Genomic DNA, 15,465 nt, shown 5'->3' on the forward strand with positions numbered 1-15,465 from the left:
CCCCCGACCGTCGGCAGATTATGACATGTCCCATGCTTCTCCATACCGCCTGACCCGCACTGATCTCCCAGGTCAGCGGTGACCAGGCGGCTGGCAAGAAAGCCGCGTATCGGCTTCAATATGGACACGTTCCCGTGAACGGGTTCACCGCGGCGCCCGGAAGGATCTGGTCACACATGTCAGGCACGGCCGGGCCCCCGCCGCCCTCCCGGGCTCCCGCCGCTCCGCCGCCCCTCTCCCCGCTGACGGTGGAGGGCCGTCAGGCGCGCGGACTGCGGCCGGGCTGGCCGCTCAGCGTGATCTTCCTCGGCTTCCCCCTGTGGTGGGCGACCGGTTTCAGCGCGTTCATCTTCCTGATCATGAGCGTGCCGATGGTCCTGGAGCTGTGGCGCCGCGGCGCCGTCCGGGTCCCGCGCGGTTTCGCGATGTGGCTGCTCTTCCTGGTGTGGATGCTGCTCGGCGTCCTCATGCTCTTCGTCGACGCGCCCTACGGCGTCCCCGGCAGCGAACCGAACCGGATCCTGGTCTTCGCCTACCGCGCCGCCTGGTACTTCGCGATCACGGTCGTCCTGCTCTACGTCGGCAACCTCACGGAGAAGGAGCTGCCGACCGAGCGCGTCGTCCGGCTGCTGAGCTTCATGTTCGTGGTGACGGTGGGCGGCGGCCTGCTCGGGGTCGTCCTGCCCCACCTCGAATTCCCCTCCCTGCTGGAGCTGGCGCTCCCCAAGTCGCTCTCGCGCAACGACCTGGTGGCCAGCCTCATCCATCCGAAGGCCGCGACCAGCACCACGTTCCTCGGGTACGAGGAGTCCCGCCCCATCGCGCCGTTCGCCTACGCCAACTCCTGGGGGGCCAACCTCGCGCTCTTCCTGCCCTTCTTCCTCCTGGCCCACAGCCGCGGGAGCCGCCGGCGCCGCCTCCTCCTGCCGGTCGTCCTGCTCCTGTGCCTCTGGCCCGTGATCTACTCGCTCAACCGGGGCCTGTGGGGCGTGCTGGGGCTGGGCACCGCGTACATGACCTTCCGCTTCGCCCGGAAGGGCAACAAGTGGGCGCTGCGCCTGGCCGTGGGCGGCGCGGTGGCCCTCCTGCTCGTGTTCGCCGGCTCACCGCTCAGGACGCTGTTCGAGCAGCGGCTGGACACCCCGCACAGCAACGAGCGGCGCGGCCAGCTCTACGAGGTGACCGTGGCCAGCACCCTGATCGGATCGCCGGTCGTGGGCTTCGGCTCCACCCGCGACCTGCAGGGCAGTTTCGCCTCCGTGGGCGGCGGGGAACGGCCCGGCTGCAAGGGCTGCGGCGTCCCGCCCCTCGGCACCCAGGGCAGCCTCTGGTTCCTGATCTTCTCCCACGGGACGGTCGGCGCGGGACTGTTCCTGGGCTTCATGGTCCGCCGTTTCGCGGCGCACTGGCGCGATCCCGACCGCGTCGCCATCGCGGGATGCTGCGTGCTGCTCAGTTTCGCGGTCTTCCTGCTCATCTACGATCTCCTCGACGTCCCGCTGTACACCGTCATGATCGCCCTTGCTCTGATGTGGCGACGCGAGCGAATGGAGGTGGCGGAGAGGTGAGCGAATCCGCCTGGCTGGAAGCGGTCTCCAGGCTCTGGCCCGAGGCCGAGGTCAGCCGCTCGCCGCGCGGCCGGCGGCCGGGCCCGGCCGCCGGCGACGGGGTCCAGGAGTTCGTCTACCTCCCCGACGCCCGGCGGGCGCGCCTGCTCCTCCCCCTCGGCGCGCCCCGCGCCGCCGGTACGGCCCTGCGCCGCTACAGCCACGACCTGGGCGTCAAGGCCCGTCTCGGGCGCGGCCTGCTCTCCGCGGCCGTCCGGACCGGGCTGCCGCAGCGGTTCCTCCCCGACCGCGTGCACGTCCGCGCGCCCGGCGGGGAATCGGTCCAGCACCGGTTGTCGGAGATCCTCGGGCGGCGCGTGGTGGTCAGCGTCAGCATCGGGAACGCGCGCGCCAACCGCAAACCCGTCCTCCAGGCGATCACTCCGGCCGGCGAGTCCCTCGCGTTCGTGAAGGTGGGTGACACGGATGTGGCCCGCGACCTGATCCGCGCCGAGACGGCTGCGCTGGAGGAGCTCTCCGTCCTGCGGCCGCCCGGGATCCGCGTGCCGCGGGTGATCCACCACGAGGACTGGCGCGGTCTGGAACTGCTCGTGATGTCGGCGCTGCCCACGGGGGTGCGCCGCTGGCGACCGTCCGGCGCCGTGCCCGTCGCCGCGATGTCAGGGCTCTCCGCCGTCGCCGCCGAGGTCCGCCCGCTCGCCGGGAGCCCCTTCCTGGACCGCCTCCGGCGCGTGCCGGCGCAGGTCGGCGATCCCGCCGCCGCCGTACGGCTGGACGGCCTGCTCGACCACCTGGCGGAGCGGTACGGCGACCTCGACCTGCGCTTCGGCGCCTGGCACGGCGACTGGACGCCGTGGAACATGGCCTGGCGGCGCGACCTGGTCAACCTGTGGGACTGGGAGCGCTTCGCCCGGGACGCGCCCGCCGGTTTCGACCTGCTGCACTACACCCTCCAGCAGGTCCGGCCCACCACCTCGTGGACGGCGGACCTGGTCTGGTCCGACGGCGTGCTGGCGGCCCTGGAGCCGTTCGGCGTCGGCGGGAGGGCGGCCCGGGCCACCCTCGCCCTCTATCTGACCGAGCTGTACGCCCGATACGTCATCGCCGGCCAGGGGAGCATCGGCGAGCCGCTGCGGCCCCAGGCCGACGCCCTGCTCGACCTCCTCGACCGCAGCCGCTCCCGGATGTAAGGAAGGACGCCATGCTCTCACGCCAGTCCGCGCCCCCCGTCGTCAAGCAGGCCGGGCGAGCGGTGACCCGCCAGGTGGGACGGCTCACCAGCGGGATGCGCATGCTGCCCGACTTCCTGCTCGTGGGCACGCAGCGCGGCGGCACCACGTCCCTGTGGCGGGCCCTGATCGCGCACCCCTGCGTCGTGCCGCCGCTGTTCCACAAGGGCGTGCACTACTTCGACGTCGCCTACCCGCGGGGGATGAACTGGTACCGCGGGCACTTCCCGATCCGCTCGCTGGCGCACCGCCAGGCCGCGGGCGCGCCCGTCGTCACGGGCGAGTCCGCGGGCTACTACATGCACCACCCGCTCTCCGCCGGGCGGATCGCCGCCGACCTGCCCGGCGTCAAGCTGCTCGCCGTACTGCGGGACCCGGTGGAGCGCGCCTACTCCGCGCACCGGCACGAGCTCTCGCGCGGCTTCGAGACGGAGCCGTTCGAGCGCGCGATCGAACTGGAGGAGAGCCGGCTGGAGGGCGAGGTGGCGCGGATCACGGCGGACCCCGCCTACGTGAGCCACAGCCACCGCCACCACTCCTACGTCGACAGGGGGCGGTACGCCGGCCAGCTCGACCGCCTGTTCGGGCTGTTCGGCAGGGAGCGCGTCCACGTCCTGTTCGCCGAGGACTTCTTCGCCGACCCGGCGGTCGAGTACGCCCGCATACTGGACTTCCTCGGCCTGCCCCGGTGGTCTCCGGAGGCGTTCGAGCGGCACAACGCCCGGCCGCGCTCTCCGATGCCCGAATCGCTCCGCACCGAACTGACCGACCGTTTCGCCCCCCACGACGAACGCCTCGCCGGGCTGCTCGGAGTCACCCCGCCATGGCGGAGATGAGCGGCCGTCCGGATCCGCTCCTGTCGGACTACGTCGGGTTCGCGCGCCGCAACCTCCTCGTCATAGGGATCATGACCATGCTGGGGCTGGCCGCCGGTGTGGTGCAGGCCCTGCTCGCGCCCGACACCTACACCGCCTCGGCCCAGGTGTTCGCCCCCGCGACGCCGGTGCATCCGGGACTCGAGCGCGAACCGGGCCAGCGCCTCCCCCGCGAGGTGACGGTGGACACCGAGACGCAGATCCTGCGCTCCAGCGCCGTGATCGGACGGGTCGCCACCGCCCTCGGCGTCAGCCCGGAGACCGCCGCGGAGCGACTGGTCGTCACCGTGCCGCCGAACACCCGCGTGCTGACCGTCTCGGTGAGCGGCGCCACCCCCGAGAAGGCGCTCAACGGCGTCGGCGTGGCCACGGACGCCTACCTGGTCCTGCGCGCGCAGATCGTCGCGGGCGTCCGGCAACGGCACCTGGAGGCGCTGCAGTCGCGCATCGGCGTGCTGGAGTCCAGGCTGGCCTCCATGACGCAGGGTACGGTGGTCCGCAACACCAGGGCGCGCACCCACCGGCAGTCCCTCGTCCGTCAGATCAACGAGATGGAGCGGCAGGTCTCCGGGCTGCAGAAGCAGGAGACCAGCAGCGGCGAGATCGTCCGGGCGGCCGTCCGCCCCCGGCGGCCCGACCGGAACAACAACGAGGTCCCGCCGGTCTCCTACGCGGCGATCGGCCTGCTCGCCGGCATCGGCCTCGGTGTCCGCAGGGACGGCAGGGCGGGGCGCACCCGGCACGATGCGACACCACCCCAGCCGAGACCCAGGAGAACCGCGGCATGACCGACATCCCCTCCCCAGCGCCGCCGACCGTCTCCGTCGTCGTCGCCACCCGCGACCGCCCTGTGCTGCTCGCCAAGGCGGTCGAGTCCATCATGGGCCAGGACTACGGGGGCGACATCGAATGCGTGATCGTCTACGACCGGGTCCCGCCGGACGCCTCGATGGAGCGCTCCGATCCGCACCGTTCGGTCGTGGTGGTCGGCAACGACCGCTCTCCGGGACTGGCGGGCGCGCGCAACAGCGGCGCGCTGCGCAGCCGCGGCGCGCTGCTGGCCTTCTGCGACGACGACGACGAGTGGCTGCCCGGCAAGCTCTCCGCCCAGGTCGCCCTCCTGGAGTCCCGCCGCGCCGACGTCGCGGTCTCGGGCATCTACGTGCTCTTCGACGGCAGATCCACCGCCCGGGTCGCGGACGAGTCCTCGCTCACCGTCCTCGAACTCGCCCGCCGCCGGGTGATGGAGGCGCACCCGTCCACGGTGCTGGTCCGCCGGGAGGCGTTCTTCGACCGGATCGGACTGGTCGACGAGCGGATTCCGGGAGGCTACGGCGAGGACTACGACTGGATGCTCCGCGCCGCCGCGGCCGGTCCGATCGCCGCGGTGCAGGAGCCCCTGGTCCGCGTCCTGTGGGGTGCGCAGTCGTTCTTCCAGCGCGACTGGCGCATGGTCGTCGACGGGCTGGAGTACCTCGCCGGCAAGCACGAGATCCTGCGCGCGGACCCGCGTGCCTCGGCCAAGCTCACCGGACGCCAGGCGTTCGCGCTCGCCGCGCTCGGCGAGCGCAGGCAGGCCCGCAGGCTGGCCTGGAGGACCTTCCGCAGCAACTGGCGGCAGCCCCGCTCATATCTGGTGCTGCTGATGACGGCGGGCCTGCTCCGGCCGGATTTCCTGCTCCGTACGGCCCACTCGCGGGGGCGGGGCATCTAGCCGGGGAAGGAGGACTCCGGCCCTCGGGAGGGCCGGAGCCGGGCAGGGCCGGAGCCGGGAAGGCCTGGTCCGGGGACCGGAGTCCGGGAAGGCCTGGTCCGGGGACCGGAGCTCAGGAGGGCCGGGTCCGGCCGGGCCTGGCCGTCAGCAGCTCGTCGACCAGGGCGCCGAACCGGCGGACGGTCGCGGCGATCGAGTCGGTCGCCGCCTCGGCGCGGAACGCCTCCGGGTCGTCCAGCGCCCGGTCGATCCGGTCGCGCAGCCCGGTCTCGTCCTGGGCGAGCGCGATGAGCCCGGAGGCGGACAGCCGGGCGCAGAACCGCTCCTGATGGTCGTCCACGTGTTCCCCCAGACCGGGTGAGCGCGGGACGACGACGGGGAGCAGACCGCGGCGGCGGCTCTCCGCGATGGTCGTCGGCCCCCCGTGACAGACGACCACCGAGGCCTGGGCCATGAGGGAGGTGAGTTCGTCGTGGCCGAGGTAGGCGTGGCCTTCCGCGACGCGGGGAGCGGGCGAGTTGCCGTACTGCACGACGCACCTGACGTCGCGTCCGCGGGCGTCCGCCGCCCAGGCGTCCGCCCACGCGACCAGTCGGGCGAAGGGGTGGTGGTCGGTCCCCACCGAGACGAAGACGAGCCGGCCGGTCACAGCAGCCCTCCGATGACCGTGGCCCCGGGGTAGAAGCGACGCTGCTCCTCCCACTGCACGAGGAAGAGGGTCGTGAAGGGGACACAGAGCCGGCCGGTCAACGTCGGGCTGTCGAGCCGGTCGTACACCTCGATATAAACCGTGGGGATACGTAAAATTTTGGCAAGAACGAAAAAGGGGAATGCAAGTGCGGCACCGGTTGAAACGATCAAATCCGGACGCTTCCGCCGGAGCATCCGCCACGCGAGGACGAAGTTCCTCAGCAGGTTCGGCACGTTGCGGGTCGTGGGATGATGTCCCCAGACGATCTGTTCACCGCTGAGCCGCGAAGACGCGTCGTCGGTCCGGAAGGTGACCCAGGTCCGGTCCCACTCGCGCCACCACGGTTCGAGCGCGTCCAACTGGGCCAGGTGGCCCCCGCTGGACGCCACCAGCAGGACACTTCTCGCTGCCGTCACCTTGGCCCGTTCCACACCGTGAGGTTGATGTTCGTTCAGGTAAGAGTAGAACATCAGCCATATTCCGGTAAACTTCGGGCGAGTTGGTGGCGTGAAGGTTCATCTGGGGTCGAAGCAGCGTGCGGGGCTCACCCAGCCGGCACAGATCGATTAGGGGGACCCGCGTGGCGGGAGGTCAGGCCACTTCGTTCCGTTCCCAGCTTCTCGCGCAGACACTCCGTTACCGCAAGGCGCTGATCATCGTCTGCGCCCTCCTCGGCGCCCTCCTCGGCGCGGGGGCGGCCCAGCTGATGCCGCAGAGCTACAAGGCCTCCACGACCGTGCTCATCATCCCGCTCAGCGGCAACCCCTACTCCCCCGAGGGCCGGGGCGACGACCTGATCAATCTCGCGAGCGAGACCCAGCTGGTCACCGCCGACACGGTCATGAACCGGGTGGCCGGCGCCCTCGGCGACGCCGTCGACCGGGCCGCCATCCCCGACCAGGTGACGGTCGAGGTCCCCGCCAACACCCAGACCCTCCTGATCACCTTCACCGCGAGCGATCCGGTCACCGCGAGCAAAGGCGCGGCCGCGTTCGCCAACAGCTACCTCACGTATCGCAGGAGCCGCTCAGAGTCGATCATCGACGGCAAGATCAAACAGGTGGAGGAGCAGTCGGCCAAGGTCGACGCCAGCCTTCGCAAGGCCACGAACGACCTGTCCTCCGACAAGCTCTCATCGGCCCGGCGCACCTATCTGACGCAGCGGGTGACGCAGTTCACCAACCAGCTCGCCGTCCTGGAGGAACAGGCCAACGACCTCGCCAGCACCCCGATCTTCCCCGGGCAGATCATCTCCTCCGCTCCCGCCTCCAGCGGATCGAGCCTGCTCGGCACACCCGAGCTCGGGGTCGCCGGTCTGCTGGCGGGCCTGCTCGCCGGGCTGGGGCTGGGCATGCTGCGCGAGCACGGCGACGACCGCCTGCGCGACGCCGAGTCGGTGGAGCGGTACGGCGTGCCGGTCCTGGCCGTCAGGAGCATGCCCGCGCAGCCCTACGAGCCGCTGACGGACCCGCAGGACGACGAGGATCTCCGCAAGCTCCGGGTGGCGGTGCTGACCAGGATCACCGACATGCCCGCCTCGATGCTCATCGCCGGCGCCTCCGGAGGCGACCACGCCGCGCGGCTGAGCGCCGACCTGGCCCTCGCCCTGGGCGCGGCCGGAACCGAGACGATCCTCATCGACGCCGACCACACCGCGACGCCCAGCGCGTCCGCGCTGTTCGGGTCGACCGTCCAGCGAGGACTGACCGACGTCCTGCTCGATCACGACGATCCCCAGTCCCTGCTGCGCCAGACCGGCCCGCAGACCCACCTGCTGCCGCAGGGCACGGACCTCAAGAACGCCTCCAGCCACTTCCTCGGCCGCGGGCTCTTCCACACGGTGAACGTGTTCCGGCACAGCGCCGACCTCGTCATCGTCACCGGTCCTTCGCTCGACAACCCCGACGGCCAGGCCCTGAACATGGTCTCCTACGCCACCCTGCTCGTGATCACCGCCGGCGTCACGCGGCGGCGGGACGTGCGAGCCGCCTACGCCCAGGCCGAGCACGCCGAAGCGAAGATCATCGGTGCGGTCGTGCTGACCCCGCCGAGCCGGCGCCGGCTGCGCGCGGCGGCCGGCCGCGAGGTCCCGCGGACCGTCGCGGAGCCGATCATGGTGGACTCCTCATGGGCCGCCGCGGAGCCGATCATGGTGGAGTCCTCGGTCATGTCCGCGATCACCGCGGCGGAGCCCCGGGACCGGGACGACGAGGCCGAGGTCGTCGTAGAGGACCCGGAGGTCGCCGAGGACGCCGAGGACGCCGTGGAGGAGACCGCGATCGTGGTGCTCGACCTGCCCGGTTCCGGCCCCGAACCCAAGCCGGTGACCGACGAGGCCCCGACGATGGCCTTCCCCCGGATCAGCACCGACACGTCCGCCAAAACCGGCCGCTCGAAATGAGCCAGCCCGGCAACCTGGCCTCGATGGCCAGAGGCGGCTCCGTCAACCTCATCGGCGCCGCGGTGACGGGAACGTCCCAGTTCGCCCTCGTCCTCCTGGTCGCCACCCTGCACTCCGCGGAGCTCAGCGGCGCGTTCTTCGCCGCCACCTCGGTCTTCCTCATCCTGGGCGCGCTGTGCGAACTGGGCTGCGACGTGGGCCTGCTGCGCTGGGTGCCCCGCCATCTCGCGCTCGGCCGCACCCGCGACGCGGCCCGCTGCGTGGACGCGGCGCTCGTCCCGGTGGCCGCCGTCTCGGTTCTCGTCGCGGCGGCGCTGTTCGCCTTCGCCCCCTTCCTGGCCGCCGTGCTCGACGGCGCCCGGACCGGCCAGACGGCGGCCATGCTGCGGGCGCTGGCGGTCTTCCTGCCCGTCATGGCGGCGGCCAACGTGCTGCTGGCGGCCACCCGCGCCCACGGGAAGATGCGGCCCACCGTGCTGATCGACCGGATCGGCCGGCCGGTGGCGCAGATCGGCGGCGTCGCGCTGACCCTGGTCCTCGGCGACGGGGCGGCGCTGCTCACCGCCATGTGGGCCCTGCCGTACCTGCCCGCGCTCGCGGCCGCCGCGTGGTGGTACCGCGGCCTGCGCCGGGCGGTCCCGCCCCAGGAGGAGCCCCCGGCGGCGGTCCGGGCGCTGGCCGCCGAGTACTGGCGCTTCACCGCGCTGCGGGCGCTGGCCAGGGTCTGCCAGACCGCGCTCCAGCGGGCCGACATCGTGATGGTCGCCGCTCTCAGCTCGCCCCGTGACGCGGCGGTCTACACGGTCGCCAGCCGCTTCGTGGTCTTCGGCCAGCTCGGCACCCAGGCCGTGCAGCAGATCATGCAGCCCGTCGTGAGCCGCCAGCTGGCGCTGGACGACCGGGCGGGAGCCCACCAGACGTTCTCCGTGGCCACGGTGTGGACCGTTCTCCTGACCTGGCCGGTCTACGTGACCACCGCCGCCGCCGCGTCCCTGTACCTGTCGCTCTTCGCCGAGGAGTACCACGCGGCGGGGGTCCTGCCCGTGCTGGTCCTCTCCCTGGCGATGATGTTCGCCACGGCCGCGGGCCCCGTCGACACGATGCTGCTGATGAGCGGCCGGAGCGGCCTGAGCCTGCTGAACACCGCCGCCGCGCTCGCGATCGACGTGGTCCTCGGGCTGGTGCTCATCCCGAGGTTCGGCGTCCTCGGCGCCGCCGTCAACTGGGCGATCTCCATCGTGCTCCGCAACGTGCTCTCGTTCGCCCAGGTCAAGGCGGCGACGGGGATGACGCCGCTGAGCCGCGGCCTCGCCTGGGCGACCGGCGCGACGGTCCTCTCCTTCGGAGGACCGCTGCTCCTCCTGCGCTTCCTCGATGCTTCGACACCTGCGCTCTGCGCCGGCTTGGTCGCGTGCGCCACGATTTATGTCATCCTGCTGTGGAAAATCCGTGAACGTGTCTCCCTCACCGCGCTGTCCGCCCTGCTTCGGCGGCGCACCCGCGGGGTCGCCGCGTCTCCGGTGATCGAGGAGGTCTGATGTCGGCTCTGGCCAACCTTCGTGCGGTACGGCGGCGCTCACGTGTCGCACTCCGCCGGCTGACGGGGCCGTCGCCGTCGCGCACGCTCGTGTCGGCGGCGAAGTCCCTGCCGATCCCGGCGAAGGTGCGGGTCCAGCTGTCCACCGCCTTCCTGCGCCGGCGCGGGTCGGTCACCGTCCCCGTCGACCGGTTGCTGCTCGGCGCGCAGAACGGGTGGACCGCCACCGAGTTCAGCGCCCGGACCGGGGACATGCTCTGGTGCTCCACCCCGGTGTCCGAAGGTCCCCACGTCGCGCTGCTGCGCCTGGCCGACGGCCGCGAACCGACCGACGCGGAGATCCTCGACAGCCCGTACGGCGCCCTGGCCCGCCGTGCCGTCGCCACCGGCGGCCGGTACTTCTGGGCGACGGACGACGCGGGCATCGTGGAGACGGCGCGGGCCTTCCTCGACCGGCACCGCGGAGGCGCGCCGCAGGCGTCCCGGACCTACCAGAGCGGGCCGGACGACCCCATCCTCGTCGCACCGGTCAAGTGGTCCGGTTACTACCAGGTCCTGGACGGCCACCACCGGCTGGCCAGCGCCGTGCACCGGGGCGAGCGCAGCGCCGAGGTGACCGTCAAGCGGTTCCCGGTGACGACCCCGCTCCAGGACCACCTGCTGCGGATGAGCTGGCTCGACGGCACCCGGGAGCTGTACCAGCCGATCGACGCCCCCGAGCTCGCCGAGAGCTGGCCGACCGTGCGCAAGTGCACCGACCGGCGCGACAAGATGCGCGAGTTCCTGGGGGATCCCGCGGGGCTGAGCTACCTGGACGTGGCGAGCTGCTACGGCTGGTTCGTCTCCGAGATGGGCGGACTCGGCATGGACGCCCACGGGATCGAGCGCGACCCGCTGGCCGTACCCCTCGGACAGGCCGTCTACGGCCTGCCCGCAGGGGCGATCGAGACCGGTGACTGCGTGGAGGTCCTGGGCGCGGCCGACCGGACCTGGGACGTGGTCTCCTGCTTCAGCCTCCTGCACCACTTCGTGCTCGGCCGCGCCTCGGTCGGCCCGGAGGAACTGCTCAGGCTGCTCGACCGGGTCACCGGCCGGGTGCTGTTCCTCGACACCGGCCAGGAGAACGAGGCCTGGTTCCGGACCTCGCTCGCGGGCTGGAACCCCGCCATGATCGCCGACTTCCTCCGGCGCACCACCACCTTCTCGAAGATCGTCGATCTGGGCCCGGACGACGACGCCGTGCCCCCGTACGCCGACAACTACCGGCGCCACCTGTTCGCCTGCGTCCGGGAGGACCGATGACGTCCCGCCATATCCTGCTCGGCGGAGCCGCGGCCCTCCTGCTGCTGCTGTCGGCCTCCTGCGCCGCCTCCGAGACCGCGCGCCCCGCGGCCTCGGAGGATTCCGGGACCCCGTCGTCCGCGGTGACCGGCGGCGTCTGGGCCACCGGATGGAACGCCGACGGGCAGCTCGGCCACCCCACCGAGGAGATCTCGACCGCTCTGGGGCAGGTCCGGGGCCTCGACGGCGGGCCCGCGCTCGACCGGATCACCGCGGTGGCCGCCGGCGGCCGGCACTCCCTCGCGCTCCTCGACGACGGCTCCGTGGTCGCCTGGGGGGCCAACGACTTCGGCCAGCTCGGCGACGGCACCACCACCGGCCGGTCGGCGCCGGTGGCCGTACGCGCCCCGGACGGGCGGGACGGCGAGCTGAGGAAGGTCGTCGCGCTCTCCGCCAACAGCGACTTCTCCATGGCGCTGCTCGCCGACGGGAAGGTCGTCACCTGGGGCAAGGGCGACGCGGGACAGCGCGGCATCGGCAGCGAGACCGCACCGCTGACGCCCACCACGGTCCTCGCCCCGGACGGTTCGGGCCCGCTGACCGGGGTCACCGCGATCGCCGCGGACGGACGGACCGAGCTGGTGCTGCTCGAGGACGGCTCGCTGCTGTCCTGGGGCGCGAACAAGTACGGCATGGTCGGGGACGGCACCACCGAGAACCGCTCGCTCCCCGTCCCCGTGCGCGGCCTGGACGGCGCCGAGCGGCTGACCGGGGCGACGGCCGTCGCCATGGGCGGGCAGCACGGACTGGCGCTCCTGCAGGACGGCTCGGTCGCCGCCTGGGGGTACAACGACATGGGCCAGCTCGGCACCGGTGACCACAGGACCCGCATGACCCCGGTGCTGGTCTCCGGTCCCGGCGGTCGCGCCCCGCTGAGGGGGGTCATCGCGATCTCCTCCGCCGAGAAGCACAACTTCGCCATCCTGAGGGACCACACCGTCGTCTCGTGGGGCAACAACACCGCGGGTCAGCTCGGTGACAACACCGTGGAACGCCGCACGACGCCCGTTCAGGTCGTCGGCGCCAACGGGGAGGTGCTCCGCGCGGTCCGCAGCGTCTTCGCCGGTGAGGCGTACGGCGTGGCGCTCCTCGACGACGACACCATCCGGACCTGGGGGGCGAACGGCAAGGGCCAGCTCGGTTCCGGGGACCGCAATCCCCGCAGCCGCTCGGGCCCGATCGTCCTGGCCGGCGGCGAGCAGCCGGGCCGGGCCGTCACCGCCGCCGCGGGCGAGCGCCATCTGCTCCTGGTGCTGCAGCAGGCCTACTGACAGGAGGGGCTGAGAATGAGACGTACCGGGTTCGTCGCACTGGCCACGATGGCCGCGATCACGTTCTCCGCCCTCCCCTCCGCCGCGGAGTCCGCCCGGACCGGGGACGGCCTCCCCGCCGGCCGGGAGGCCGTCCCCGAAGTCGCGGAGCCCGCCCCGGCGTGGGGCCCCGATCCGGCATGGGAGCCCGATCCGGCATGGGAGCCCGGGACCGCGGAACCGGGAGTCACGGAACCCGGGAGCACGGAACCCGGGAGCACGGAACCCGGAGTCACGGAACCCGGGAGCACGGAGCCCACCGTGGATTCCGCTCCGGAACCGGGGCCCTTACCCGAGCCCGTACCGGAGCGGTTCCGCATCCGGGAGCGGAGACTCATGTTCGGCGCGGTCGGACAGTACCGGGAGGAGATCCTCGACCGGGAACGGGAGCTGGGGCAGCCGCTGGAGGCGGTCCGCGTCTTCAAACGCTGGGACGAGCCCGTCTTCAACGAGCACCAGGTCTGGGCGCGCGACACCGGCCACACGATCTTCGTCTCCGTCAAGTCGCGCCGCAAGGACGGCAGCGACATCCGCTGGCGCGACATCGCCGACGCGCGACCCGGCAGCGAACTGCACGCGGACATCGTGCGCCAGGCGCAGGAGCTGCGGGACTTCGGCGCGGTGGTCTACTTCACCTTCAACCACGAGCCGGAGGCGAAGGGCTCCCGCGCCATGGGCGAAGGGGCGGACTTCGTCGACGCCTGGCGGAAGATCGTCGACGTCCACTGGGCGCACGGCGTCCGCCTGGCCCGCTACGTCTGGACGGTCACCCCGGTCGCCTTCGACCGCACCGATCACACCTCCGCCGAGCTGTTCTACCCGGGCGACGACTACGTCGACCACATCGCCGCGGACGCCTACAACTTCTACAACTGCAGCAATCCCGAGGGGAAGTGGCTCGGCTTCGCCGAGGTCGTCGAGGGCCACCGGAGATTCGGCCTGCGCCACCCCGACAAAGGCCTCATGCTTCTGGAGTGGGGCTCCGTGGAGGACCCGGCGCAGCCGGGCCGGCGGGCCGCGTGGCTCGCCGACGCGGCCCGGACCCTGCTGAGCCCCGGCTACGAGCAGTACCGCGCGGTCCTGGCCTGGGACGCGCGCAACCTGGACGAGGAGTGGGCCTGCGACTTCGACTACGCCTCGACCGCCGACGCTCTGGCGGCATGGCGGGCGATGGGGAACCACGCGGCCTTCGGCGCCGGGGAGCCGTGCGAGATCGGCGACTGCGTGCGCCTGACGGACTTCTTCGCCCCGTCCCGCCAGGCCGTGCGGAGCCGTCCCGCGCGCCGCGGGAGACGGCGGGCGCGCTGAGCGCCCGCCTCCGCGGCGGGACGTCCGGTCAGTAGGCCCCGACCCCCCGGATGACCGCGGACCAGGTCTTCCACAGGATCTGCAGGTCGAGCACGAGGGACCAGTTCTCGACGTATCTGAGGTCCAGCCTCACCGACTCCTCCCAGGTCAGATCGGAGCGGCCGCTCACCTGCCACAGACCGGTCATGCCGGGGTTGACGAGCAGGCGCCGGCGCACGTCGTCACCGTACTGGGCCACCTCCTCGGGAAGCGGCGGGCGCGGTCCGACCAGGGACATGTCACCCCGCAGCACGTTCACCAGCTGCGGCAGCTCGTCGAGCGAGTACCGGCGCAGCCAGGCGCCGACGGGGGTGATCCTTGGATCGTTCCTAATCTTGAAAAGCACCCCCTCCCCCTCGTTGAGGCCGACCAGCCGGGCCTTGACCTGCTCGGCCTCCGGGATCATGGTGCGGAACTTCAGCACCGTGAACTCCTGGCCGCCCTTGCCGACCCTGGCCTGCCGGAACAGGACCGGGCCGCGGCTGGACACCTTGATGAGGACCGCCACGACGAGGAGGAGGGGCAGCAGCACCAGCAGCGCCAGCACCGCGCTGACCCTGTCGAAGGCCCCCTTGACCAGCTGGCGGACGCCGTCGAGATCGGGGTGGGCGACGTGCAGCAGCGGGAGCCCCGCGACGGGGCGGATGTTGATGCGCGGTCCGGCGACCTCCATGAGCGCCGAGGCGACGTAGAGCTCGGTGTCGTCCTCCTCCAGCCGCCACGCCAGCCGCCGGAGGGCGATTCCGTCGAACTCGGGGCAGGAGAGCACCGCGACCGTGTCCGCCCGGACCTCCCGGACGGTCTCGGGCACGGTGGAGAAGTCTCCGAGGACGGGGAAACCGTCGAACTGCTGCGGCCGGTCGGAGTCCTTCGAGGGCACGCACGCGGCGACGATCTTCATGCCGTGGTGCGGTTTGCGGCTCAGCTGCGCGTGGAGTTCGAGGACCGACGTCCAGTGCCCGACCACCACGACCCGGCGCATACAGGCTCCCTCGTAACGGCGGCGGTGCAGTCGCTGGCGCAGGCCGTACCGGATGAGGACGTTCAGGAAGCCCGCGAGCGGGATTCCGACCACCACATAGCCTCGGGCGATCGGCGTCTGCGTCGCGTAGGCGATGATGGCCACCGCCGAGGCGACGCCCAGCGCGGCCCGCAGCACCTTGTGGTACTCCTCGGGTCCCTCGCCGAGGTAACGCTCGTCGTAGACCCCCACGGCGGCCATGACCAGCGGCCAGACGGCCACCAGCAGGACGGCCAGGGCGACCTCCAGGTAGGTGAGGTAGCCCAGGAACCACCGCGCCGTGACGACGCCGCTCAAGGAGACGACCGCGCAGGCGACGTCGGCGAAGACCGCTGTCAGGACGTACGACCGCACCCATTCGGCGGGACCCGTGCTCGGCCACGAGGCATCGACTTTTTCACCAGCAACAACGCTCATACACCCTCGCCGCG

13 protein-coding genes are annotated in these 15,465 nt (G+C 72.1%); 10 read left to right on the forward strand and 3 right to left on the reverse strand.

The annotated features are described in order from the left end of the window. The first annotated feature begins 176 nt into the window (after nucleotides 1-176). Genes HS045_RS06560 through HS045_RS06580 form a run of 5 tightly spaced genes read left to right on the forward strand, consistent with a single transcriptional unit; the run spans nucleotide 177 to nucleotide 5,386 of the window. Nucleotides 177-1,568 carry a hypothetical protein gene (locus HS045_RS06560; protein WP_230883459.1) on the forward strand — a complete coding sequence of 464 codons (1,392 nt, stop codon included), beginning with the start codon at nucleotides 177-179 and terminating at the stop codon, nucleotides 1,566-1,568. After that, complete coding sequence (locus HS045_RS06565) at nucleotides 1,565-2,758, forward strand: hypothetical protein (RefSeq protein ID WP_196450231.1); 1,194 nt, start codon at nucleotides 1,565-1,567, stop codon at nucleotides 2,756-2,758. Before HS045_RS06560 ends, HS045_RS06565 begins: the two co-directional genes overlap by 4 nt. 11 nt (nucleotides 2,759-2,769) lie before the next feature. Next, nucleotides 2,770-3,633, forward strand: coding sequence for a sulfotransferase domain-containing protein (locus HS045_RS06570; protein ID WP_196450232.1), 864 nt, complete (start codon nucleotides 2,770-2,772; stop codon nucleotides 3,631-3,633). Then, entirely contained in the window at nucleotides 3,630-4,460 is an 831-nt protein-coding gene (locus tag HS045_RS06575; RefSeq protein ID WP_196450233.1) for a Wzz/FepE/Etk N-terminal domain-containing protein, read from the forward strand. The genes HS045_RS06570 and HS045_RS06575 overlap by 4 nt, the downstream gene beginning before the upstream one ends. Beyond that, complete coding sequence (locus HS045_RS06580; RefSeq protein ID WP_196450234.1) at nucleotides 4,457-5,386, forward strand: glycosyltransferase family 2 protein; 930 nt, start codon at nucleotides 4,457-4,459, stop codon at nucleotides 5,384-5,386. The genes HS045_RS06575 and HS045_RS06580 overlap by 4 nt, the downstream gene beginning before the upstream one ends. 112 nt (nucleotides 5,387-5,498) lie before the next feature. Here the strand turns inward: HS045_RS06580 and HS045_RS06585 are convergent, their stop codons facing one another. After that, the gene (locus tag HS045_RS06585; RefSeq protein WP_196450235.1) at nucleotides 5,499-6,035 is read right to left on the reverse strand and encodes a glycosyltransferase; all 537 of its coding nucleotides are present in this window, start codon (nucleotides 6,033-6,035) and stop codon (nucleotides 5,499-5,501) included. After that, on the reverse strand, nucleotides 6,032-6,547 hold the full coding sequence (gene pssD, locus HS045_RS06590) for a PssD/Cps14F family polysaccharide biosynthesis glycosyltransferase (RefSeq protein ID WP_196450236.1): 516 nt from the start codon (nucleotides 6,545-6,547) through the stop codon (nucleotides 6,032-6,034). Before pssD ends, HS045_RS06585 begins: the two co-directional genes overlap by 4 nt. 110 nt (nucleotides 6,548-6,657) lie before the next feature. On the opposite strand from pssD, the gene HS045_RS06595 reads away from it, so the two are divergent. The 5 genes from HS045_RS06595 (at nucleotide 6,658) to HS045_RS06615 (ending at nucleotide 13,974) form a co-directional block, all read left to right on the forward strand. After that, a complete protein-coding gene (locus HS045_RS06595; protein WP_196450237.1) occupies nucleotides 6,658-8,478 on the forward strand; it encodes a Wzz/FepE/Etk N-terminal domain-containing protein in 1,821 nt (606 codons plus the stop codon). Further along, nucleotides 8,475-10,016 (forward strand): lipopolysaccharide biosynthesis protein, encoded by a 1,542-nt coding sequence (locus tag HS045_RS06600; RefSeq protein WP_196450238.1) that lies wholly within the window; start codon nucleotides 8,475-8,477, stop codon nucleotides 10,014-10,016. Before HS045_RS06595 ends, HS045_RS06600 begins: the two co-directional genes overlap by 4 nt. Beyond that, nucleotides 10,016-11,317, forward strand: a complete 1,302-nt coding sequence (locus HS045_RS06605; protein ID WP_196450239.1) for a ParB N-terminal domain-containing protein — start codon at nucleotides 10,016-10,018, stop codon at nucleotides 11,315-11,317. The genes HS045_RS06600 and HS045_RS06605 overlap by 1 nt, the downstream gene beginning before the upstream one ends. After that, nucleotides 11,314-12,627, forward strand: coding sequence for an RCC1 domain-containing protein (locus HS045_RS06610; protein ID WP_196450240.1), 1,314 nt, complete (start codon nucleotides 11,314-11,316; stop codon nucleotides 12,625-12,627). The genes HS045_RS06605 and HS045_RS06610 overlap by 4 nt, the downstream gene beginning before the upstream one ends. Nucleotides 12,628-13,002: 375 nt before the next feature. Next, nucleotides 13,003-13,974 carry a glycosyl hydrolase gene (locus tag HS045_RS06615; RefSeq protein ID WP_196450241.1) on the forward strand — a complete coding sequence of 324 codons (972 nt, stop codon included), beginning with the start codon at nucleotides 13,003-13,005 and terminating at the stop codon, nucleotides 13,972-13,974. A 28-nt stretch (nucleotides 13,975-14,002) separates the two neighbouring features. Here the strand turns inward: HS045_RS06615 and HS045_RS06620 are convergent, their stop codons facing one another. Beyond that, nucleotides 14,003-15,451 carry a sugar transferase gene (locus HS045_RS06620; RefSeq protein WP_196450242.1) on the reverse strand — a complete coding sequence of 483 codons (1,449 nt, stop codon included), beginning with the start codon at nucleotides 15,449-15,451 and terminating at the stop codon, nucleotides 14,003-14,005. Nucleotides 15,452-15,465 lie beyond the last annotated feature (14 nt).

The sequence above is a fragment of the Planomonospora sp. ID82291 genome, assembly GCF_015711645.1.
GTDB lineage: Bacteria > Actinomycetota > Actinomycetes > Streptosporangiales > Streptosporangiaceae > Planomonospora.

Excerpts from the sequence above, each read along its gene's own strand:
- HS045_RS06605 (WP_196450239.1), top strand. The coding sequence starts at position 10,016 with ATGTCGGCTCTGGCCAACCTTCGTGCGGTACGGCGGCGCTCACGTGTC.
- HS045_RS06600 (WP_196450238.1), top strand. The coding sequence starts at position 8,475 with ATGAGCCAGCCCGGCAACCTGGCCTCGATGGCCAGAGGCGGCTCCGTC.
- HS045_RS06615 (WP_196450241.1), top strand. The coding sequence starts at position 13,003 with ATGTTCGGCGCGGTCGGACAGTACCGGGAGGAGATCCTCGACCGGGAA.
- HS045_RS06580 (WP_196450234.1), top strand. The coding sequence starts at position 4,457 with ATGACCGACATCCCCTCCCCAGCGCCGCCGACCGTCTCCGTCGTCGTC.
- HS045_RS06560 (WP_230883459.1), top strand. The coding sequence starts at position 177 with ATGTCAGGCACGGCCGGGCCCCCGCCGCCCTCCCGGGCTCCCGCCGCT.
- HS045_RS06620 (WP_196450242.1), bottom strand. The coding sequence starts at position 15,451 with ATGAGCGTTGTTGCTGGTGAAAAAGTCGATGCCTCGTGGCCGAGCACG.
- HS045_RS06575 (WP_196450233.1), top strand. The coding sequence starts at position 3,630 with ATGAGCGGCCGTCCGGATCCGCTCCTGTCGGACTACGTCGGGTTCGCG.
- HS045_RS06610 (WP_196450240.1), top strand. The coding sequence starts at position 11,314 with ATGACGTCCCGCCATATCCTGCTCGGCGGAGCCGCGGCCCTCCTGCTG.
- HS045_RS06570 (WP_196450232.1), top strand. The coding sequence starts at position 2,770 with ATGCTCTCACGCCAGTCCGCGCCCCCCGTCGTCAAGCAGGCCGGGCGA.
- pssD (WP_196450236.1), bottom strand. The coding sequence starts at position 6,547 with ATGTTCTACTCTTACCTGAACGAACATCAACCTCACGGTGTGGAACGG.